Origin of the sequence: Microbulbifer pacificus, from assembly GCF_002959965.1 — a bacterium.
In the GTDB taxonomy this organism is placed as follows: Bacteria; Pseudomonadota; Gammaproteobacteria; order Pseudomonadales; family Cellvibrionaceae; genus Microbulbifer; species Microbulbifer pacificus_A.
In genome coordinates this window covers 1387521-1407371 of the sequence record NZ_PREV01000027.1, presented here as the reverse complement: position 1 = coordinate 1407371, position 19851 = coordinate 1387521, and the positions used below count along the sequence as shown (strand labels likewise).

At 56.8% G+C, this 19851-nt stretch carries 20 protein-coding genes and 3 tRNA genes; 18 read left to right on the top strand and 5 right to left on the bottom strand.

All coding sequences use genetic code 11. The annotated features are described in order from the left end of the window. Window positions 1-6 precede the first annotated feature (6 nt). Window positions 7-987 (bottom strand): DMT family transporter, encoded by a 981-nt coding sequence (locus tag C3938_RS16710; RefSeq protein ID WP_158681749.1) that lies wholly within the window; start codon window positions 985-987, stop codon window positions 7-9. Between the two features lie 324 nt (window positions 988-1311). Between C3938_RS16710 and C3938_RS16705 the strand changes: the two genes are divergently transcribed. From C3938_RS16705 to C3938_RS16650, 12 genes are all read left to right on the top strand, one after another. Then, window positions 1312-1388, top strand: a tRNA-Val gene (locus tag C3938_RS16705). Window positions 1389-1509: 121 nt separating this feature from the next. Then, window positions 1510-3444 (top strand): threonine--tRNA ligase, encoded by a 1935-nt coding sequence (gene thrS / locus C3938_RS16700; protein ID WP_105104338.1) that lies wholly within the window; start codon window positions 1510-1512, stop codon window positions 3442-3444. A gap of 55 nt (window positions 3445-3499) precedes the next feature. Beyond that, on the top strand, window positions 3500-4027 hold the full coding sequence (infC, locus tag C3938_RS16695) for a translation initiation factor IF-3 (RefSeq protein ID WP_105104337.1): 528 nt from the start codon (window positions 3500-3502) through the stop codon (window positions 4025-4027). A gap of 141 nt (window positions 4028-4168) precedes the next feature. Further along, on the top strand, window positions 4169-4363 hold the full coding sequence (gene rpmI / locus C3938_RS16690) for a 50S ribosomal protein L35 (RefSeq protein WP_105104586.1): 195 nt from the start codon (window positions 4169-4171) through the stop codon (window positions 4361-4363). Window positions 4364-4401: 38 nt separating this feature from the next. Further along, window positions 4402-4761, top strand: a complete 360-nt coding sequence (gene rplT / locus C3938_RS16685) for a 50S ribosomal protein L20 (RefSeq protein WP_010131381.1) — start codon at window positions 4402-4404, stop codon at window positions 4759-4761. A gap of 196 nt (window positions 4762-4957) precedes the next feature. Next, a complete protein-coding gene (gene pheS, locus C3938_RS16680; RefSeq protein WP_105104336.1) occupies window positions 4958-5971 on the top strand; it encodes a phenylalanine--tRNA ligase subunit alpha in 1014 nt (337 codons plus the stop codon). A 79-nt stretch (window positions 5972-6050) separates the two neighbouring features. Continuing rightward, entirely contained in the window at window positions 6051-8435 is a 2385-nt protein-coding gene (gene pheT / locus C3938_RS16675; RefSeq protein ID WP_105104335.1) for a phenylalanine--tRNA ligase subunit beta, read from the top strand. Window positions 8436-8566: 131 nt separating this feature from the next. Further along, complete coding sequence (gene ihfA, locus C3938_RS16670; protein WP_010131375.1) at window positions 8567-8872, top strand: integration host factor subunit alpha; 306 nt, start codon at window positions 8567-8569, stop codon at window positions 8870-8872. After that, the gene (locus tag C3938_RS16665) at window positions 8853-9218 is read left to right on the top strand and encodes a MerR family transcriptional regulator (RefSeq protein ID WP_105104334.1); all 366 of its coding nucleotides are present in this window, start codon (window positions 8853-8855) and stop codon (window positions 9216-9218) included. Before ihfA ends, C3938_RS16665 begins: the two co-directional genes overlap by 20 nt. Window positions 9219-9346: 128 nt before the next feature. After that, window positions 9347-9423 (top strand) — tRNA-Pro (locus C3938_RS16660). 220 nt (window positions 9424-9643) lie between these two features. Continuing rightward, the gene (locus C3938_RS16655) at window positions 9644-10015 is read left to right on the top strand and encodes a winged helix-turn-helix domain-containing protein (RefSeq protein WP_158681748.1); all 372 of its coding nucleotides are present in this window, start codon (window positions 9644-9646) and stop codon (window positions 10013-10015) included. A 32-nt stretch (window positions 10016-10047) separates the two neighbouring features. Next, complete coding sequence (locus tag C3938_RS16650; protein WP_158681747.1) at window positions 10048-10635, top strand: hypothetical protein; 588 nt, start codon at window positions 10048-10050, stop codon at window positions 10633-10635. A gap of 550 nt (window positions 10636-11185) precedes the next feature. On the opposite strand, the gene C3938_RS16640 is transcribed toward C3938_RS16650, so the two are convergent. Next, window positions 11186-12031, bottom strand: a complete 846-nt coding sequence (locus tag C3938_RS16640; RefSeq protein ID WP_105104330.1) for an AraC family transcriptional regulator — start codon at window positions 12029-12031, stop codon at window positions 11186-11188. A 121-nt stretch (window positions 12032-12152) separates the two neighbouring features. On the opposite strand from C3938_RS16640, the gene C3938_RS16635 reads away from it, so the two are divergent. From C3938_RS16635 to C3938_RS16625, 3 genes are all read left to right on the top strand, one after another. Then, window positions 12153-12581 carry an organic hydroperoxide resistance protein gene (locus C3938_RS16635; protein ID WP_105104329.1) on the top strand — a complete coding sequence of 143 codons (429 nt, stop codon included), beginning with the start codon at window positions 12153-12155 and terminating at the stop codon, window positions 12579-12581. 37 nt (window positions 12582-12618) lie between these two features. Beyond that, window positions 12619-13578, top strand: a complete 960-nt coding sequence (locus C3938_RS16630) for an alpha/beta fold hydrolase (protein ID WP_105104328.1) — start codon at window positions 12619-12621, stop codon at window positions 13576-13578. Between the two features lie 337 nt (window positions 13579-13915). Further along, on the top strand, window positions 13916-14395 hold the full coding sequence (locus C3938_RS16625) for a DUF1097 family protein (protein ID WP_158681746.1): 480 nt from the start codon (window positions 13916-13918) through the stop codon (window positions 14393-14395). A gap of 435 nt (window positions 14396-14830) precedes the next feature. On the opposite strand, the gene dbpA is transcribed toward C3938_RS16625, so the two are convergent. Next, window positions 14831-16240: an ATP-dependent RNA helicase DbpA gene (dbpA, locus tag C3938_RS16620; RefSeq protein WP_105104326.1), complete on the bottom strand. Its 1410-nt coding sequence runs from the start codon at window positions 16238-16240 to the stop codon at window positions 14831-14833. Between the two features lie 137 nt (window positions 16241-16377). Here dbpA and C3938_RS16615 point away from each other — a divergent pair, with 137 nt between their 5' ends. From C3938_RS16615 to C3938_RS16605, 3 genes are read left to right on the top strand one after another with little or no spacing between them, the layout of a single operon-like run. Then, window positions 16378-16701 (top strand): ArsR/SmtB family transcription factor, encoded by a 324-nt coding sequence (locus tag C3938_RS16615; protein WP_105104325.1) that lies wholly within the window; start codon window positions 16378-16380, stop codon window positions 16699-16701. An 18-nt stretch (window positions 16702-16719) separates the two neighbouring features. Continuing rightward, a complete protein-coding gene (locus C3938_RS16610) occupies window positions 16720-17172 on the top strand; it encodes an SRPBCC family protein (protein WP_199775638.1) in 453 nt (150 codons plus the stop codon). 58 nt (window positions 17173-17230) lie between these two features. After that, window positions 17231-17596, top strand: a complete 366-nt coding sequence (locus C3938_RS16605; protein WP_105104324.1) for a DoxX family protein — start codon at window positions 17231-17233, stop codon at window positions 17594-17596. Window positions 17597-17790: 194 nt separating this feature from the next. Here C3938_RS16605 and C3938_RS16600 read toward each other — a convergent pair. Both C3938_RS16600 and C3938_RS16595 read right to left on the bottom strand, forming a co-directional pair. Then, window positions 17791-17867: transfer RNA gene (locus C3938_RS16600), tRNA-Arg, on the bottom strand. A gap of 94 nt (window positions 17868-17961) precedes the next feature. Then, window positions 17962-19845: a M14 family metallopeptidase gene (locus C3938_RS16595; protein WP_105104323.1), complete on the bottom strand. Its 1884-nt coding sequence runs from the start codon at window positions 19843-19845 to the stop codon at window positions 17962-17964. Between the last annotated feature and the right edge of the window lie 6 nt (window positions 19846-19851).

Genomic DNA, 19851 nt, shown 5'->3' with positions numbered 1-19851 from the left:
TTGCCGTCATGTTTTTGCCGGTGGTGCCGGCGATACAGGTGCCGAATCGCTCTGTTTCGCCGGGGCCTTTTTCAACAGCAGCAGGCTGCCGATAATGATACCCATGCCCACCAGGTGCATGATGCCAAAGGGCTCTCCAAGCACCCAGGCAGCGGTAAGCAGGGTCACTATCGGCCCTGTGGTGCCAATCGCACCGGTCGTTGCCGCGCCGACGCTCTGAATCGCGGCGCTCATCATCAGTGATGGGATGACCGTACATACAAAAGCGACAGTGAGGGCGTAACCATAGACCGGCCACGGTTGCAGCAGTCGCTCCCAATCTCCCTTGAGCAGAAAGTGCAGGCAAATGGCGGCGCTCGCCGCAATCATCGCAAGTGCCGTGAACTGCCGGCTGCCGAGCGCCTTGATCAGGTTTTCGCTGAATGCCACGTAGATGGAAAAGGCGAGGGCGCTGCCGAAGGTCAGCAGGGCTCCCCAGCTGGCGGGGCGCAGTGCAATCCAGTCGGGCGCGGCGACGCCAGTATCAAAGTGCTGGTCCTGCCAGAAGATCAGCAGAATGCCCGCATAAGCGCAAAGGATGCAGATCAGTTGCCGCAGTGAGATTCTTCTGCCGAGAAAAACCCAGCCGAGACACAGTACCAGCGTCGGGTACAGGTAAATAATCAGGCGCTCGAAATTGGCACTGATATAGCGCAACCCCTGCAAATCCAGAAAACTCGCCACATAGTAGGCGCAGATCCCCAGTGTCGCCGCCAGCAGTCCGTTGCGGGTGGAAACGGGACGCCATTCATATCCGCGTTTGAGTTGCGCCACGATCAGCAGATAGAAGGGTAGTGCCATCAGCATGCGCAGCAGAATAAATGTGTCGACATCCACCTGATACTGGTAGGCGAGCTTGATAAAAATGGCCTTGATGGAAAACAGCGCTGCTGCGATCAGCGCCAGCAAGTAGCCGTTGTCCAGAAAGCGGTGAAAGAGGGTGCTCAAGCGCGAATCGCCTGTCTCGCTCCTCCGTTTGCGTAACATCCTTTTTGTACTTCCTGTGTGCGGGTGCGGCCTGACTGCCGGTATTGACGGTCAGGATTTTATTGGCCCGGCTCGATAATGGGGTGTTAGGGTAACAGGTTTGCCGGGGGAGGAGCTTCTCTCAATGTGCCAGTGCCTGATGGGAGGAAGGCATTGCATTGCGTGAACTCAGTTCCATGCCAGTGGCGAGCAAAAAATCCCTCCTAAGTTGTTGATTTGCCTAAAACCCGGTGCTAAAGTTCGCGTCCTCTGCAGCGGGGGGGCTCCCTCAGTCTGCTACTCTCCAGACCCATAGCTCAGTTGGTTAGAGCGCTGCCTTGACATGGCAGAGGTCAGCAGTTCGAGTCTGCTTGGGTCTACCATTTTCCTGTGAGCTTTTTCGGCAAGTTTGATCTGGCTCGCTTTGGGCTTCATGCCCACATATCACCACTGTGAATCACGCGGTCTTTCGTAGGGATCGCCACTGATAGAAAAGGACGTGCAATGCCTGTTGTCACCCTCCCAGACGGTTCCCGTCGCGAATTCTCCGCTCCTGTCTCCGTATACGACGTTGCCAATGATATTGGTCCCGGCCTGGCGAAAGCCGCGCTCGCTGGCGTGGTTGACGGCAGGGATGTGGATACCAGTTTTGTGATCGATCACGACGTGAATCTCGCGATCGTGACCGATCGCCAGCCAGAGGGGCTGGAAGTCATCCGTCACTCCACCGCGCACCTGCTGGCCCAGGCGGTCAAGCAGCTGTATCCGAGTGCTCAGGTCACCATCGGACCGGTCATTGAAGACGGTTTCTATTACGATTTTGCCTACGAGCGCCAATTTACCCCGGAAGATCTCGAGAAGATCGAAGCGCGTATGGAAGAGCTGGCCAAGGAAGATATTCCGGTCAGTCGTCGCCTGCTGCCACGGGATGAGGCCGTCAAGTATTTCCGTGAGTTGGGGGAAGAGTACAAGGCGGAAATCATCGCCAGTATTCCCTCCAATGAGGACATCTCCCTGTATCGCCAGGGCGACTTCGAGGACCTGTGTCGTGGTCCGCACGTACCGTCTACCGGTAAATTGAAGGCGTTCAAGCTCACCAAGGTGGCGGGTGCCTACTGGCGCGGCGATGCCAAAAACGAAATGCTGACCCGTGTGTACGGTACCGCGTGGGCCAGCAAGAAAGATCTGAATGCCTACCTGCACCGCATTGCGGAAGCGGAAAAGCGCGACCACCGCAAGTTGGCGAAGAAGTTCGACCTGTTCCATATCCAGGAAGAGGCGCCGGGTATGGTGTTCTGGCACCCGAATGGCTGGACCGTGTACAGCACCATTGAGCAGTACATGCGCAACCGCCAGCGCGAGCGCGGCTATAAAGAGATCAAGACCCCGCAGCTGGTGGACATTTCCCTGTGGCAGAAGTCCGGCCACGCGGAAAAATTCGCCGATGGCATGTTCACTCTGACCAGTGAAGAGCGTCAGTTTGCGATCAAGCCCATGAACTGCCCCTGCCACGTGCAGGTGTTCAACCAGGGCCTGCGCAGCTACCGCGACCTGCCGCTTCGCCTGGCAGAATTTGGTTCCTGTCACCGTGCCGAGCCCTCCGGCTCCCTGCATGGCCTGATGCGTGTGCGCGGCTTTGTGCAGGACGACGGCCACATCTTCTGTAGCGAAGACCAGATTCAGTCCGAAGTGTCCGAGTTCATGGACCTGCTGCACGCAGTGTACAAAGACTTCGGTTTCGAGGAAGTGATCTATCGTTTATCTACCCGTCCGGAACAGCGCGTCGGCTCCGACGAAAGCTGGGACAAGGCGGAGAAGGCGCTGGCGGATGCGCTGGATGCGGCGGGTCTTCCGTGGGAAGAGCTGCCGGGCGAGGGTGCCTTCTACGGACCCAAGATCGAGTTCTCCCTCAAGGATTGCCTCGGTCGTGTATGGCAGTGCGGCACCATCCAGGTGGATTTTTCCATGCCGGGCCGTCTCGGTGCTCAGTATGTCGCGGAAGATGGCTCGCGTCAGGCGCCGGTCATGCTGCACCGCGCGACTCTCGGGTCGTTCGAGCGCTTTATCGGCATTCTGATCGAAAACTACGAGGGCGCCTTCCCGACTTGGCTGGCTCCCCAGCAGGTGGCGGTGCTGAATATCACCGATCGCCAATCCGAATACTGCCGTGGACTCGAGTCCAAGTTGGGTGCAGAAGGTTTCCGCGCCGCCGCTGACTTGAGAAACGAGAAGATCGGCTTTAAAATCCGCGAGCACACGCTCCAGCGTGTCCCTTATCTGCTGGTCATCGGCGATAAGGAAGTAGAAAACCAGACGGTCGCCGTGCGCACCCGCAGCGGAGAAGACCTCGGAACCATGACTTACGAGTCGTTCCTTGAGCTCCTTCGCGAGGATGTCGCTCGCCGCGGCCGTTCGTCTATTGCGGGCGCGCAAGAATAAGCGCCCCAGAGACATTTTTTTTGGGTAACCGGAGACGAGAGTTATTAACCGAGAAATGAAAGGACGGTCCAAGAAGGCCCGTATCAATGATCAGATCGAAGCAGCCGAAGTACGTCTGATCGGTGCGGATGGTGAACAGGTAGGTGTTGTTTCTCTGGATGAGGCGCTGGAAGCAGCGCAGAAAGCCAGCCTGGATCTCGTGGAAATCGCTCCGGACTCAGATCCCATCGTCTGTAAAATCATGGACTACGGGAAGCATGTATTCGAGGCCAAGAAAGCCAAGAATGCGGCCAAGAAGAAACAAAAGCAGCAGCAGATCAAGGAAATGAAATTCCGCCCCGGTACTGATATCGGGGACTACAACATCAAGCTGCGCGCCCTGACCCGCTTCCTGGAAGACGGCGACAAGGCGAAAGTATCCCTGCGCTTCCGTGGCCGTGAAATGGCCCACCAGGAGCTGGGAATGGAAATGATGCAGCGCATCGAGAAAGATCTCGAGGAGCTGGGTACCGTGGAGCAGCGGCCGAAACTGGAAGGCCGCCAGATGATCATGGTCATCGCTCCCGGTAAAAAGAAAAAGTAAGCTCCAGGGGTAACTCTGGGTCTTCTTTTCGGGATGTGATCGGGCGACGGCTGCCTTCTCACTCCTGTTCAGTCGCAGGCTCCGGCCTGCGGCCAGTTAACAAAACCCATTTGTGGGTCAATATTCAATTTGGAGTACAAAATGCCGAAAGCAAAAGTACACAGTGGCGCTGCCAAGCGCTTCAAAAAGACGGCTGCGGGCTACAAGCACAAGCACGCGAACAAGAGCCACATCCTCACCAAGATGACCACCAAGCGTAAGCGTCAGCTGCGCGGCACCTCGACTCTGAACAAGTCTGATGCCACCCTGGTCGATCGTATGATGCGCGCCAGATAACACTGGCACCATTCGCAAAGGTTTAAGAGGATAGAAGTATGGCCCGTGTTAAACGTGGTGTAGTGGCGCGTCGCAGTCACAAGAAAATTCTGAAGCAGGCTAAAGGTTACTACGGTGCACGTTCACGTGTATTCCGCGTAGCCAAGCAGGCAGTCATCAAAGCTGGTCAGTACGCTTACCGCGACCGTCGCGTTAAGAAGCGTAACTTCCGCGCTCTGTGGATCACGCGTATCAACGCCCAGTCCCGTGCTGAAGGCCTGAGCTACAGCCGACTGATTGCCGGCCTGAAGAAGGCGGATATCGCTCTGGATCGCCGTGTTCTGGCTGATCTGGCGGTATACGACAAAGCCGCTTTTGCTGCCGTAGTTGAAAAAGCCAAGGCAGCCCTGGCAGCTTAATTAGCGCCTGCAGAATAAATCCGCCCCGCAAGGGCAGATTTGTGCTTTAAGAATAGGGAAGGGCTGTTCGGCCCTTCCCTATTTTTTTATGTGCGCTTTTTGACGAGCGCCACAAGAATTCCAAACGCGTCGGTGAGTATCATCGGTAGCGGATAAACAGACCTTGTCACTCATTGATCACAACGAGAAGATTTCAATGCAAGAATTGCAGTCCCTCACCGAGCAGGCGCTGGCACTGGTAGAAGAGGCCGGAGACCTGGCGGCCCTGGATCAGGTGCGGGTAGATTACCTGGGTAAGAAAGGCTCGATCACCGAGCTGCTGAAGGGCCTCGGCAAACTGTCCGCCGAAGAGCGCCCGGCGGCGGGCGCCAAAATTAACGAAGCCAAGCAGCAGGTGCAGGACGCCATCAATGCACGCCGCGAGGGGATGGAAAAGGCGGCCATCGAAGAAAAACTGGCCAAGGAGACCATCGACGTCACCCTGCCGGGCCGCGGTGAACACCAGGGCAGCATGCACCCCATTACCCGCACCCTGCGCCGCATCGAAGAAATTTTCCAGCGCCTCGGCTTCTCCGTAGAGCAGGGCCCCGAAGTGGAAGGGGACTATTACAACTTTGAAGCCCTGAATATTCCGGCGCACCACCCGGCGCGCGCGATGCACGATACCTTCTACATCGACCCCACCACGGTCCTGCGTACGCACACCTCATCCGTGCAGATCCGTACCATGGAGAAAACGAACCCGCCGCTGCGCATCATTTGCCCGGGCCGCGTGTATCGCTGTGATTCCGACGTCACCCACTCGCCCATGTTCCATCAGGTGGAAGGCCTGGTAGTGGATGAGGGTGTGAGTTTCGCGCACCTGAAAGGCTGTATCGACCAGTTCCTGAAGGCCTTCTTCGAAGCCGATGTACCGGTGCGGTTCCGCCCGTCCTACTTCCCGTTCACCGAGCCCTCTGCCGAGGCGGATATCCAGTGCACCAACTGTGGTGGTGAAGGCTGTCGCGTGTGCTCCGGTACCGGCTGGCTGGAAATTCTCGGCTGCGGCATGGTGCACCCGAATGTATTGGCCTCCTGCGATATCGACAGCGAAAAATACTCCGGTTTTGCCTTCGGTCTCGGCGTAGAGCGCATGGCAATGCTGCGCTATGGCGTAAACGACCTGCGCCTGTTCTTCGACAACGACCTGCGCTTCCTGAAGCAGTTCTGACCGAATCCACCATGTAGGAGCCTGCCGAGCAGGTGAACCGCGCAAAGCGCAAAACAGAATTCAGAATTAGAGAACGATTATGAAATTCAGCAATGCATGGTTACGGGAGTGGGTAAACCCGGACCTGACCGCACAACAGCTGGCCGACCAGATCACCATGGCGGGTCTGGAAGTGGACGCCGTGGAACCGGTCGCCGGCGATTTTTCCGGTGTGGTGGTGGGTGAAATCGTCGCCTGTGAACAGCACCCGGATGCCGACAAGCTGCGTGTTTGCAAGGTAAAAGGCCACCCCGAAGGGGAAATGCAGGTGGTGTGCGGCGCCCCCAATGCGCGTGTCGGCATCAAGATCCCGTTCGCCCTGGTGGGCGCGGCGCTGCCCGGCGATTTCAAAATCAAAAAAGCCAAACTGCGCGGCGTCGAGAGCTTCGGCATGCTGTGTGCGCAGACCGAGCTGGAACTGGGCACCGACAACGACGGTATCTGGGAGCTGCCGGCCGATGCGCCCACTGGCGCCGACCTGCGCGAATACCTGCTGCTGGATGACAGCGCCATCGAAGTGGACCTGACCCCCAACCGCTCCGACTGCCTCGGTGTTGCCGGCATCGCCCGCGAAGTAGGCGTGCTGAACCGCTGCGCCGTCACCGAGCCAGCCATCGAGCCGGTGGCCCCCACCATCGACGACAGTTTCCCGGTCTCGCTGATGGCAGAAGATGCCTGCCCGCGCTATGTAGGCCGTATCATCCGCAATATCGATATCACTGCCGCCACCCCGCTGTGGATGCAGGAACGCCTGCGCCGCAGCGGCCTGCGCTCCATCGACCCGGTGGTGGATGTCACCAACTATGTACTGCTGGAACTCGGCCAGCCCATGCATGCCTTCGACCTCGCCAAACTGAGTGGCGGCATCCGGGTGCGTATGGCAGAGCAGGGCGAGAAGCTTACTCTGCTGGACGAGCAGGAAGTAGAGCTGAAAGCCGACACCCTGCTGATCGCCGACGAAAATGGTCCGCTGGCCATCGCCGGCATCATGGGTGGCCTCGATTCCTCCGTGACCGAAAGCACCAAGGATATCTTCCTCGAGAGCGCCTTCTTCAGCCCGCTGGCGATCGCCGGCAAGGCCCGCTCCTATGGCCTGCACACGGATTCCTCCCACCGCTTCGAGCGCGGCGTGGACTACCGTCTGCAGGAGAAAGCCATCGAGCGCGCTACCCAGCTGCTGCTGGATATCGTCGGCGGTGAGCCGGGCCCGGTTCACCTGCGTGAAGCGACTGAAGCCATGCCCGCCGAGCGCCGCATTACCCTGCGCCGCGCACGGGTGAAAACCGGCCTCGGTATCGACCTGGCAGACAGCGAGATCGTCGAGATCCTCACCCGTCTGGGCCTTGAAAAGCTTTCCGAGAGCGAAGAGGGCTGGAGCTTCCTGGTGCCGAGCTTCCGCTTCGATATCTCCATCGAGGCAGACCTGTTGGAAGAGCTGGCGCGGGTGTACGGCTACAACCGCATTCCCAGCGTGAGCTTCAATGCGGCCCTGGATATCGTGCCGCGCGCGGAAGCCGCGGTGGCCCAGTCCCGCCTTGAGCAGACCCTGCTTGCGCGTGGCTATCAAGAGGCCATCACCTTCAGTTTCATCGACCGCGACACCGCTGCGCGCTTCGACCCGGAAGTGACCCCGGTGGCCCTGCAGAACCCCATCAGCGCCGAGCTCTCCGTCATGCGCTCGACACTGATGGCGGGCCTGGTCAAAGCCCTGCAATACAACCTCAACCGCCAGCAGGACCGCCTGCGCCTGTTTGAAGCCGGCCTGCGTTTCGTACCCGGTCAGTCGCTGGCCGAGCTCAAGCAGGAGCGCATGATCGCCGGCCTGATCTACGGCACTCGCCAGCCGGAAGGCTGGGCAGGTACCAGGGATCTGGTGGACTTCTTCGACATCAAGGCCGACGTGGAAGCTCTGCTGGCGCACTACGATGCCGGTGCCGAGTTCAGCTTCGTCCCGGCCAGGCACTCTGCGCTGCACCCTGGGCAGTGCGCCCAGGTCCTGCGCAAGGGCGTGGCGGTGGGTTACATCGGCGCGCTGCACCCGCAGCTGCAACAGGCCTACGACCTGCCCAAGTCCACCTACCTGTTCGAGCTCAGCCTGGACGGTCTGGGGCAGGCGGTGATTCCGTCATTCTCGCCGTTGTCCAGGTTCCCTGAAGTGCGCCGTGACCTGGCGGTACTGGCGGACGCGGAAACCCCGGTCGGGGAACTTGCTCAGACCGCCGTTGAAGCCGCTGGCGAATTTTTGACAGACTTCAACATTTTTGACGTCTACCAGGGCAAAGGCATTGATTTTAATAGAAAAAGTGTCGCGATGGGCTTGACCTTTCAGCATCCCTCGCGCACCCTTACTGACGAAGAAATCAATGCCGCTGTAGAAGCGGTCGTCCGTCAACTGGAACAAAAATACAACGCCAGTCTGCGCTAACCGGTCAATGCTCCGGGGTACGCACACTGACGAGCGTATCCCGAGAGCGTATGCCTCCGGGTTACAAGCCAACGCGGTACCAGGCTTAAAAACCGGGAGTCGACGTCTCTGAATCTGTTGGGCAGGAACCAATGACAGAGGCACTGACCAAGGCCGGGCTCGCCGAGAAGTTGTACGAAGAGCTGGGTTTCAACAAACGCGAAGCCAAGGAAATCGTCGAATTTTTTTTCGAGGAAATCCGCAACGCGCTAGAAAATAACGAGCAGGTCAAACTGTCGGGGTTTGGCAATTTCGATCTGCGTGACAAAAGCCAGCGCCCGGGAAGGAATCCCAAAACTGGCGAAGAAATCCCCATATCCGCAAGAAGGGTGGTTACCTTCAAGCCAGGGCAAAAACTCAAGGCACGAGTAGAAGAAGATGCTGGAAGCGAGTCATAACAGCGAACTCCCCGTAATCCCGGGGAAACGCTATTTCACCATCGGTGAGGTCAGCGAGCTGTGTGCGGTAAAACCACACGTATTACGCTACTGGGAGCAGGAGTTTCCGCAGCTCAGCCCGGTAAAACGTCGCGGCAACCGACGCTATTACCAGCACCAGGATGTCATCCTGATCCGTCAGATCCGCGCGCTCCTGTACGAGGAGGGCTACACCATCGGCGGCGCCCGCCTGCAGATGGAAACCGGAAATTCTGACAAAGTGCAAACCGTGCACATGCAGCAGGTGATCCCGCAAATGATCGCCGAGTTGGAAGGTGTGCTTGAATTATTGGCGGCTGACGCCTGATTCAAAAAAGGCAAAAATCGGACTTGCAATCCCCCGGTACTTCGGTATGATTTGCGCCTCATCGCCAAGCGATGCCCCTTATAAATCAAGCACTTAGGTGATTTTCACCGGCCTGATTTCAAAATTGTCGGAGTATAGCGCAGCCTGGTAGCGCACCACACTGGGGGTGTGGGGGTCGTCAGTTCAAATCTGGCTACTCCGACCATATTTACGTTGTATATCAACGGCTCAAAAGCCCGCATTTACGCGGGCTTTTTTGTCTCTCAAATTTGAGTCCATTCCTCTCTTTTTTCATCATGCGCGTAAAGCATTTGCTTAGCGTTGTGTTGCGATATTTTTGCGCCCAATCCTATGATTCAACTATTGGTTTATATTTACCAAAATATGAACTATATTGGCTATATTTTGGTATGGTTGGAGGTTCCATGTTCATACTCAAAGGTTTGCTAAGGGCGGAAACGCAGGAAAAGGCGTTGCTTTATCTCTTATTGAGGGAGAGTGGCTATAGCAAGGAAATAGCTGATTTCTATGCAATTCCCACCAATCCAGTCCAGAAGCAGCTGGCACGCCTGGAGGAGGATGGCGTGGTTATTAGCCAATTAATCGGTAAGGTTCGCAGTTACCAATTAAATCCGCGCTATCCATTTCTCGAACCGCTCAAGGCTTTGCTAAAAGCAGCGGTAGCAGCATACCCGGTACAAGTGCGTAATCAGTTGCTGATTCAGCGCACTCGTCCCCGCCAAGCCGGGAAATCGCTGGAAATTGTTCGGACCACTAAACCGGGCGCAGAAGATTGAGCGCGTCAAATCAGATGCAAGATTTCAGTCGGGTGAGTATCACTGAACTTGCCGTAATCATTGCCCGGCATCTGTCGGGGCATGGTGTTGAGGTTGTATTGGTGGGAGGGTTAGCCGTGGAGATTTATACCGAAAACCTTTATCTCACCAAAGATATCGACATGGTCGACATCAGCTATCAGCCGCCGGCAGCGTTGTGCAAAGCAATGGAAGAGCTGGGATTCCACAAAAAGGGCAGAGTGTTCGCGAACCCCACTACCGACATTACCGTGGAATTTCCCTCAGCACCGCTTTCGATCGGTGATGAATTGGTGCAGCAGACCACTACAGTTGATCTTCCGACTGGCCAAATCCCGATTCTGCTCGTAGAAGACGTGGTGAAAGACCGCCTGTCGGCATTTGTCCATTGGCGGGATACTCAGTCTCTGGTGCAGGCCACCGCCATACTGCTAAAGCACGGGCTCAAACCGGAATCTTTTAAAGTCTATTTTGAGTGTGAAAACTCCACTGATCAATTCCATCTGTTGCAGCTGCTTTATCGGCGCGGGAAGGAATACCGCAATTTTACTATGATTAAGTTGGAGAATGACCTCGCACAGATACTTCTGAAAAATCTGTAGAGTCGTTACAGAGGCCTGTGTATTCAGGTCCTTCACGTAAAACTGGAGAAAATCATCCTTGTTGCCGCGGTGGGAAAAGATCAGTCGATTCTCTGCTGGGTTGTAGTCGGGGCTTACCTCCGAGCCTCTCATCCGGGTAAGAAGCTCGATTTGTCCAATCGGTTCATCCTGGCTACTCAAAGACGGGAACAGCCCGACGATAGCGGCGAGGAGTCCCACGGCCAAAAGTCCCACAGAAATAGGAAACCAGTGTTGTCGGCGGAGAGGTTTACTCTGGGGATTCGCGGGGGAAACTGGGGTTACCTCGGTGATCAGTGCATAGCCTTTCATGGGGGCGGTGCGGATATGGTGGGGACTTCTGGCGCTGTGACTGAGGGCCTCTCGGAGCTTGCGGATCATTGCCCGCAATGCATCGTCACTGACCACGCGCTCGGACCAGATCGGAAGACCACTACACTTCCGCTATTGGTATCCGACACTGAGCGTTTTCAACGGTCGAGGGGCAGCGTCGTCAGGTTTTTAAGGCATTTGTGGCACTGAATATTTCGTATCACATTTCATCCGGCTTATTTTCGGGACCGGTAGCTTTTAGCCATTCCCGAGGCGTACAGCCTTCGCTGGTCTTGAATGCGCGTGACAGGGCCGCTTCACTTCCGTAGCCGACGTCACCGGCAATCAGCTTTAACGGCAGCCCTTGTTTTAACGCTTGCTTGGCGACGGCGATGCGCCACCTCTGTAGATAACTGCCCGGCGTTTCGCCGATGGTCTCCTTGAAGGTACTGGCAAACAAGCTGCGCGACATGCCGGCGCGATCGGCGAGCTCGGCGAGCGACCAGTTGTGCTCGGGGTTCTCGTGCATGGCCACGAGTGCGCCGCGAAGCCGGGTGTGGGCCAGACCGGCGAGTAAGCCGAGTTTGGTTTCGCCTTCTTCCATCAAATAGCGCACGACCTGGATCAAGACCACTTCGAATAACCGGTTAAGGACTGTCTGGCGCCCGCAGTTTTGGCTGAACGCTTCCTCAAACAGAAGATCGAGTACGGGGCCTGAACCTGGAAGTGCAGAGAGTGGCAGGCACACGAACGGGGGAAGGGCGTTGGCCAGTGGATTGTTCAGACCGCCATCAAAGCTGAGATTGGCGCATGCGAAGTCCGCACCGCGCTCGGGGTCGGTAATGAAGCGATGGGCCAGCGGGCGTGGATAGAACAAGAGGCTGGGTTCTGTGATCCGGGTTGTGCGCCCGTGATGGCGAACTTCCACCGCACCTTCCCGGATCAGATGGATCTGTCCATATCCGGCATCACCGTCCAGATCATTGATTCCACAGAGCGCGCCGGTATGGAATACCTGCGCGGTTATCGAGAAGTGGTCCAGCAGGGCGGCCAAGCGATCGACCATTTTAGTACTCCTGGTTAACTTTTCAGGACTAATTGTGATACTGCGTCCAGTATATGGACGTAAAGTGCATCCCGGTAGCGGTTGAGCCAAAAGCCGCGCAACTAAACCGAGGAGTCACAAAATGTCTATCGAAAAAATCCTGTACACCGCTGAAGCAACCTCAACCGGAGGTCGTGAAGGCCGCTCTGTATCCTCTGACAATGCGCTCGACGTGCAACTGTCGACCCCGCGAGCACTGGGCGGCGCCGGTGGTCCCGGTACTAATCCGGAGCAGCTGTTTGCCGCGGGCTATTCGGCCTGTTTCCTGGGAGCGCTGAAACATGTGGCGGCAATGGAAAAAACACCTCTCCCAGCGTCAACGAAAATCACCGGAAGAGTGGGCATCGGCCAGATTCCGACGGGCTTCGGGATCGAAGTCGAGCTGAAGATTTCACTGCCCGGCCTGGCCCGTGAAGAAGCGCAGGCGCTCGTGAATAAGGCACACATTGTCTGTCCTTACTCCAACGCCACACGCGGCAATATCGACGTAACGCTCACCCTGGTTGATTAATCGGAGAGCCTCACCTGTCTTTCACTGGAGAAGTACCATGAAACGCAATTCCCCCAAACTTGCCGCCGCCGCGTTGGCGTTCGTAACCGCATTCAGCGCTGCCCCTTCATTGGCAAATCCGAGTGTGGATGCCGTTCGTGAGCCCGCAGTGGCTATTGATAAGACCGCGGATACCATCACAACCCGGGATAACGTCAAGATCTACTACAAGGACTGGGGTCCCAAAAATGGGCCCGTTGTCGTGTTCAGCCACGGATGGCCGCTCAGCTCAGACAGCTGGGAGTCTCAGATGCTGTTCCTGGCGGCCAGAGGCTACCGGGTAGTAGCGCACGATCGCCGCGGCCACGGCCGGTCTAGCCAGCCCTGGGAAGGTAACGACATGGATCACTATGCAGACGATCTGTCGGCGGTGATCGAAGCGTTGGACCTTGAAGAGGTAACCCTGGTTGGGTTCTCGACCGGTGGTGGTGAGGTGGCGCGCTACATAGGCCGGTATGGTACCGGACGAGTGAAAAAAGCCGCACTTATCGCGGCGGTTACACCGTTGATGCTCAAAACGGCTAGCAATCCGAACGGGCTGCCGCTGGAGGTATTTGATGGGCTGCGCAAGTCTTCACTGGAGAATCGTTCACAGCTCTATATGGATATCGCTTCAGGCCCATTCTTCGGCTTCAACCGCCCGGGCGCAAAAGTTTCTGAGGGCCTGGTCCAGTCCTTCTGGGTACAGGGAATGCAGGGTGGGCACAAGAACACCTATGACTCCATTGCGGCCTTCTCTGCCACAGACTTCCGCGAGGACCTGAAAAAGTTCGATGTCCCTACGTTGATCGTTCACGGTGACGATGACCAAATAGTTCCGATCGATACCTCTGCACGCGCAGCTGCGAAACTGGTCAAGGATGCAAAATTGATTGTTTACGCCGGTGCTCCCCACGGGCTCGCCGAGACACACAAGGACAGGCTCAACCAGGATCTGCTGACATTTCTGCAGAAGTAAGCTCCCGCAGATACTGGCCGGCGCTCGATTCGGTAAACGCTCATTGAACGCGAAAATATCGCCCGGTTTACCGAGTCGAGTCGTCGACTAAGTGGCGTAGGAGCGAAAACGTATAACCAAATGCTCCAAAGTTCGTTCTATTTTTTGGTGGGAAAGCGTCAAATTTTCTCAATTTAATTTGATTTCAGCGATGGATAAGATGCGCTCATCCATTGAGGTTTGAAATTGGCCGGCCATTTTATGGCTAATTTGCAGATGTATATTCGGGAGAGCGTCCCCCACGAATCAAACTTTTGCCTGCGGTCAGTCATCAGAGCCGGCTGTTGCCTGCCAGCGCTTGATCACACCACTTTCGTTCGCAGGAATTATTGGCGTGGTGGCGTTAAGTCTCGCGAGCGGCCTGCCGACCTGGGTCGCGCTGGCAGGTTGGCTGTCGTACCACACGCGCGGTACTTCCCTGCGTGACGGGTTCTACAACCTGGCTTGCCTGGTAACCGGGTTGGGCATCGGAATCGTTGCAGAGTCTCTGATGTTCAAGTGGCAGGCCGACCTTCGATTCTGGGCATTGCCGGTGGCCTTGGTGCTGGCGACCTGTGGGATCTGGCTGATGAATTTTGTCACCGGTATCCGTAACTGGCCCAGTTACCTGATCGGTGTAGCCATTGTGTTTATTGCGGCTATGGAAGCATCGATAAGCAGTTATTTAACCTTGACTGCCGTCGTTGCGATGGGGGCAGCGGTTGGGGCGCTGTTAGATCTTACGCGCAGATCCATCAGCGTGAGGTTTAGAGATGAATCGGGCACGGAGTATCGTTGAGGTCAGGCCAGGCAGCGTATTGCCTTCGGGAGGTTTTGAACATGTTTAGGCGTGTATTACTGCTCATATCATTATTGTTCGTAACCGCGCTGGCGTTTACGCGGCCTGCAGTTGCCGAGAAGGATCCTCTTACCGAAATCCATAGTAACCATCAGCCAGCGGCCAGCGACTATCTCAATCACTCCCGGTGAGCCTCAGAAGATTACTTGCAATATTTCCGCGAAAGAGCAGCGCACACCGGGCAATCCGGTGGCGTAGAACCCGCTGTTGCGCAAAGGCGGCGCCCACGTCCGGGAAAAGTCCGTTGAGCGCTTTGAGTGCAAACAACAACCAGAAAGGCAGCGTGGGAATGGGACGGCTCCGGCGGCCGGAGCTTCGGTTGTTGATTTACGCAATCGTTAAATTTTTCATTTTGTTGAATGTGAAATAACTTGCTCAGACCCCAACAATCCGCGCGCGAAAATTCTTTCCTTTGATCTTCCCTTTGCCGAGCTTGTCCAGCGCTTTTTTGGCGACACTCCTCTCTACCGCTACGAACGTGGAAAAATCGAATAACTGGATTTTTCCGATCTGCGTACCATCAATACCGCCTTCACTGGTCAGAGCGCCCACTACATCGCCGGCGCGGACTTTTTGTTTTTTTCCACCGTCGATCTGTAGGGTGGACATGCGCGGGCGGGACGGCGCGAAGCCTTTGGGGAGTGGAGGGACTTCCAGCAGGGTGATGGGTTGCTGCAGCAGTTCTTCCAGGCGCTCTACCTTGTAGATTTCCTTTTTACTGACAAGCGTCAGCGCGATGCCTTTCTGGCCGGCGCGGCCGGTGCGGCCGACGCGGTGCACGTGTACTTCCGGATCCCGGGAGAGGTGGTAGTTCACCACCATGGGTAATTCTTCAATGTCCAGACCGCGCGCGGCCACGTCGGTGGCCACGAGAATCGAGGCGCTGCCGTTGGCGAACAGGGTGAGTGTACGGTCGCGGTCTTTCTGTTCCATATCGCCGTGCAGAGCGAGGGCGGCGAAACCGGCGTTTTTCAGGGTTTGGGCGGCTTCGTCGGTTTCTTTTTTGGTGTTGCAGAAAACAACGGCGGAAGATGGGGAATGACTGGCGAGCAACTGGTGTAGTGCCTCGGGTCGCTGTTCGTTGTTTTCTACCCGGTAATATTTCTGTTCGATTGTACTCTCGCTGTGGGTTGCCGCGACTTCCACTTTCACCGGATCGCGCAGCACCCTTGTGGCCAGGGCGTCGATGGTTTTCGGATAGGTGGCGGAGAACAGCAGTGTCTGGCGCTGCGTTGGCAGCTCGGCGAGGATCTGATCCAGTACTGCCTGGAAGCCCATATCCAGCATCCGGTCGGCTTCGTCGAGCACCAGGGTATGTACTTCGCCAAGCTCGAGATTGCCCTTGCGGAGGTGATCCTCAATGCGGCCGGGCGTGCCGACAACGATGTGTGCGCCGTGCTTGAGAGAGCCGATCTGCGGCCCAAACGGCATGCCGCCGCACAGGGTCAGGATCTTGATGTTGTGGATGGCCCGCGCCAGCTTGCGCAGTTCCCGCGCCACCTGATCCGCCAGCTCGCGGGTGGGGCACAGTACCAGTGCCTGTACGCGGAAGCGCTCAGGCTGCAGCTTGTGCAATACCCCGAGGCCAAATGCCACCGTCTTGCCGGAGCCGGTTTTCGCCTGCCCGATGACATCGCGCCCATCCACGATGGCGGGCAGTGCCGCGGCCTGGATCTCCGTGAGTTGTTTGAAACCGAGATCCTGCAGGTTTTGGAGTATGGGCGGCGCCAGGGGCAGGGACTGGAAATCGCGCAGAGCGCTGGTGCGGGCATTGTTGTCGGGCATGGTGTAAATGAGCTTGGTTGGCGAGAAAACGGGGCATTGTAGGTAAGTGGGGAGGGATTTCCCACTGTCTCGGCCTTGACCAATCCATAACTCACTGGTTATGCTTTATTCCATAACCAGATAGTTATGAGTAAGCAATGGCCGATCCCCGTGATGCACTGTTCAAGTCCCTTTCTGATCCTACCCGGCGCGCCCTGTTTGAGCAGCTGTGCCGCGGTGGAGAGCAGACGGTGGGGGAGCTCACGGTGTTCGCCGGGGTCTCTCAACCGGCGGTGTCCAAGCATCTCGGCGTACTCAAGCTGGCGGGCCTGGTGCGCGATCGTCGTGAAGGGCGCGAGACGCACTACCGTCCTCAGCCGGGAGCGCTCACACCACTGCTCGACTGGACCAGCGAAATGACCGCGTTCTGGGAGCAGCGCTTTGACGATCTGGAAGATCTCCTGAAACGAATGGATCAGTAACGGAAGCTGGGTAAAGTAATGAGTGAAGCAATGAATATATCGCTAAGTAGACCTGTCAGTGATAAGCGCTCTGTGATTGTCGAGCGGGAGTTTCCCTATCCGCCGGAAAAACTGTGGCGCGCGCTGACTCAGCCGCATCTTATCGAAGCGTGGCTGATGAAAAATGATTTTCAGCCGGTGCAGGGGCATCACTTCAATCTTCATGGCGAGTGGGGGGGAGTGCTGAACTGTGAGGTGCTGGTGGTGGAAGTGAACGAACGTCTTTCCTACACCTGGAACTTTCCTCACGAGAATCCGGATTTCAACCTGGAGAGTGTGGTGACGTTTACGCTCACGCCCACCAACACCGGCACACGGTTGCGCATGGAACAGTGTGGATTCCGGCCAGATCAAAAACAGGCCTATCAGGGAGCGAAGATCGGCTGGAGGAACTTCTTCTCTGCACTGGATGGAATTCTGGAGCGTCTGTGATCGACGTTATAGGTCGGTCGGTGATTTTGGTGAATATTTAAACATAAATGGAGAGAAAATGAATATTTTCCTGTGGGTTCTTCAGGTGCTTCTCGCGCTGCACACGGCGACCGGTGCGGTATGGAAATTTTCCAATGCGGAGCAAAGTGTGCCGTCCCTCAGTGCGATTCCTCACGGGATGTGGGTGGCGCTGGGGGTTGTGGAGCTGGTCCTGAGTTTATGCCTGATACTCCCGGCATTTTATAAACCCCTGACAGTCCTCGTGCCGATCGCCGCGGTGCTGATTGCCTTGGAGATGTTGCTGTTCTGTGCGCTGCACTTTGCTTCGGGGGAGGCTGGTTACAGTTCGGTAGTTTACTGGCTGGTTGTCGCCGCGGTTTGTGCGTTTATCGCTTATGGACGGTTGGTGCTCAAACCACACTAAGTGTTGAGCGGATGAGGGCGGAGAGGGCAGTGGGAGGATGGACTCAAAAAAACGCTAAGGTGTTTTTTGACCCTGCGGGCTCGCTCGCGCTCGGTCTCAACTCGCTGCGCGAGTTGATCGAACCGGGAGGTTCGTCCACCGCCCGAATTTGCCATACAAAAAAGCCCGATCCTTTCGGATCGGGCTTTTTTGTATGGCGCACTCGGGAGGATTCGAACCTCCGACCGCTCGGTTCGTAGCCGAGTACTCTATCCAGCTGAGCTACGAGTGCGTTGGGGTGCGAACAATATGGATTGCGGGCGGGTGAGTCAAGCGATTTCTGAATTTTTTCTCAAATCCATCCATTCCCGCATGCAAAATGCTGATCAGTATTGCATCAACACCGGATACTTCAGGTACTGCTGGTCGTAGTAGGGGCTGCGCAGGTAGAAAAAATTCAGGCGTGCGGCGGGGTCATCGGCGAAGGCTTTGTCCTGCAGCCGCTTTTCAAATTCGCCTTTCACTTTGGCGTCAAAGGCCAGCACCTTTTCTGCCAGCGGCACCAGGGCGTAGGCCTCAGCATATTCTGTACGCTGGAAGATCTGGTTGAAGAATCCCCACTGAAAAAAGGAATCCGGGCCGCGCGGGTCGAGGAGTGCGGTGGCCAGTAGTCCGAGGGGCTGATCCGTGCTGACTTTGACGTAATTGTTCAGGTCGACCTGCACGGGTTTTTCGGTGAACTGTCCTTCCACTCGGAAGTGGCCTTCAAATGGCACCTTGGCAAACTCGTGTGCCTGCACGGTGAACTGGGTGAGCGGTGTGCTGTGGTTTTGTGTCTTGCCGAGTTCCGCTGCGCTGATTGCTATGCCGTGGGCTTTGAGTCTGGAAATCACCAGGTCTTCGTGGCGCGGGATATAGAACGCCTTGGGTACTTGCACTTCGATAGCTTTTATTTCATCCCGGTACACCGGCAGGTTCAGATAGTCCTTGGCCTTGCCGAGCCACACCACCTCTTCGGTGCCGCTGATGCGGTTGGGGCGCTTCTCGTAGTCGATACCTTTGAAGGGTTTTTCGGCATAGACCGTAAGGTCCGGGGTTTCGCTGGCGCGCCAGGCCAGCACCTGGTTTTGTGGACGGCGCTTTTGGTCGCTTTGGATCGCGGTGGTGAGGGCATCGCCTTTTTCCGCGAGGGTATTGAGCGCGGCCTTGATGAATACGTAAGTGCCAAGCACCCGCTGGCGGAAGGGTTTTAGGGAGTGGTTTTCAATCAGTACCGTCGGGGTATGGCGCAAGTCACCGAGGCCATTGGAGAAACGCGGGCTTGCGGTCCAGTGGCTGACACCATCGGAGAATTCTTTGCTGTTGACGCCAAATACCAGCGGGCCGGGGATATGTCCGGCGGCGCTCAGCGCGGCGTCCACGTCACCCTGGAAATGTTGTTCCAGCCATTGGGCGATCGCCGGTGAATCACTGGCAAATGCGCCGTTGTAGCCGTAGGTGATGTCGTACTGATAGTCCTCGCCGTCGGTGACGTGGATATCCAGATACAGCTCCGGTTGATAGTCGTTGATGATGTCCATCACCGCGCGCAGTTCCGGGGTGTCCAGCTTGGTGTAGTCGCGGTTCAGGTTGAGATTGTTGCCGTTGGTGCGCCAGCCCGCGTTGTTGGGACCGCGCTGGTTCATGCGGGAATAGAGTCCGGCACGCTCGTGCCCGTCCACGTTGAGGATAGGAATAACCAGAAGATTGACCTTCTCGATGAGTGCGCGCAGTTCGGCGTTGCCGGTAACGTAATCGCGCAGCAGCATGAAGCTCGCATCTTTGCCGTCAATCTCACCGGAATGAATACCGGCCTGGGCCAACAGTGTGGGCTTGCCATTGGTGCGTGGGTCGCTGCCGCCGGCGCTCAGAGTAATGAGCTGGATGGCACGACCGCTGGCGGCGTTGCCGATATCCTGTACCTGGATGTCCGGACTCGCGGCGGCGAGCTTTTGCGCAAAGACGCGGGTGGTTTCGTAATCCGGGGTGGTGGCGAAGTTTGTGGCCTCGGCGGGGGTTATCCAGTCGCCTCGGGTGACAATGAGGGACTCCGATTGACCCTTCCATGGCAATAAGGGTGGCAGCGGTGCTGTGAGTCCGGCTTCTCTATCGGCAGCGGTTGCAGAGAGTGCGAACGCACTCAGCCCGGCGAACACGGCCGCACGCAATCGCACGCTGGCGGGCTTTCGGCGGTGGGAGTAATTGGCGTGGGCGGATCTGGTAGCTGTCATGCCGTA

Bases quoted from the DNA above. Each gene is read 5' to 3' on its own strand.
- pheT (WP_105104335.1), top strand. From the start codon at position 6,051: ATGAAATTCAGCAATGCATGGTTACGGGAGTGGGTAAACCCGGACCTG.
- C3938_RS16610 (WP_199775638.1), top strand. From the start codon at position 16,720: ATGAGTGAAGCAATGAATATATCGCTAAGTAGACCTGTCAGTGATAAG.
- pheS (WP_105104336.1), top strand. From the start codon at position 4,958: ATGCAAGAATTGCAGTCCCTCACCGAGCAGGCGCTGGCACTGGTAGAA.
- dbpA (WP_105104326.1), bottom strand. From the start codon at position 16,240: ATGCCCGACAACAATGCCCGCACCAGCGCTCTGCGCGATTTCCAGTCC.
- C3938_RS16595 (WP_105104323.1), bottom strand. From the start codon at position 19,845: ATGACAGCTACCAGATCCGCCCACGCCAATTACTCCCACCGCCGAAAG.
- C3938_RS16665 (WP_105104334.1), top strand. From the start codon at position 8,853: ATGCTGGAAGCGAGTCATAACAGCGAACTCCCCGTAATCCCGGGGAAA.
- ihfA (WP_010131375.1), top strand. From the start codon at position 8,567: ATGACAGAGGCACTGACCAAGGCCGGGCTCGCCGAGAAGTTGTACGAA.
- C3938_RS16655 (WP_158681748.1), top strand. From the start codon at position 9,644: ATGTTCATACTCAAAGGTTTGCTAAGGGCGGAAACGCAGGAAAAGGCG.
- rpmI (WP_105104586.1), top strand. From the start codon at position 4,169: ATGCCGAAAGCAAAAGTACACAGTGGCGCTGCCAAGCGCTTCAAAAAG.
- C3938_RS16630 (WP_105104328.1), top strand. From the start codon at position 12,619: ATGAAACGCAATTCCCCCAAACTTGCCGCCGCCGCGTTGGCGTTCGTA.
- C3938_RS16640 (WP_105104330.1), bottom strand. From the start codon at position 12,031: ATGGTCGATCGCTTGGCCGCCCTGCTGGACCACTTCTCGATAACCGCG.
- C3938_RS16635 (WP_105104329.1), top strand. From the start codon at position 12,153: ATGTCTATCGAAAAAATCCTGTACACCGCTGAAGCAACCTCAACCGGA.
- C3938_RS16605 (WP_105104324.1), top strand. From the start codon at position 17,231: ATGAATATTTTCCTGTGGGTTCTTCAGGTGCTTCTCGCGCTGCACACG.
- rplT (WP_010131381.1), top strand. From the start codon at position 4,402: ATGGCCCGTGTTAAACGTGGTGTAGTGGCGCGTCGCAGTCACAAGAAA.
- infC (WP_105104337.1), top strand. From the start codon at position 3,500: ATGAAAGGACGGTCCAAGAAGGCCCGTATCAATGATCAGATCGAAGCA.
- C3938_RS16615 (WP_105104325.1), top strand. From the start codon at position 16,378: ATGGCCGATCCCCGTGATGCACTGTTCAAGTCCCTTTCTGATCCTACC.
- thrS (WP_105104338.1), top strand. From the start codon at position 1,510: ATGCCTGTTGTCACCCTCCCAGACGGTTCCCGTCGCGAATTCTCCGCT.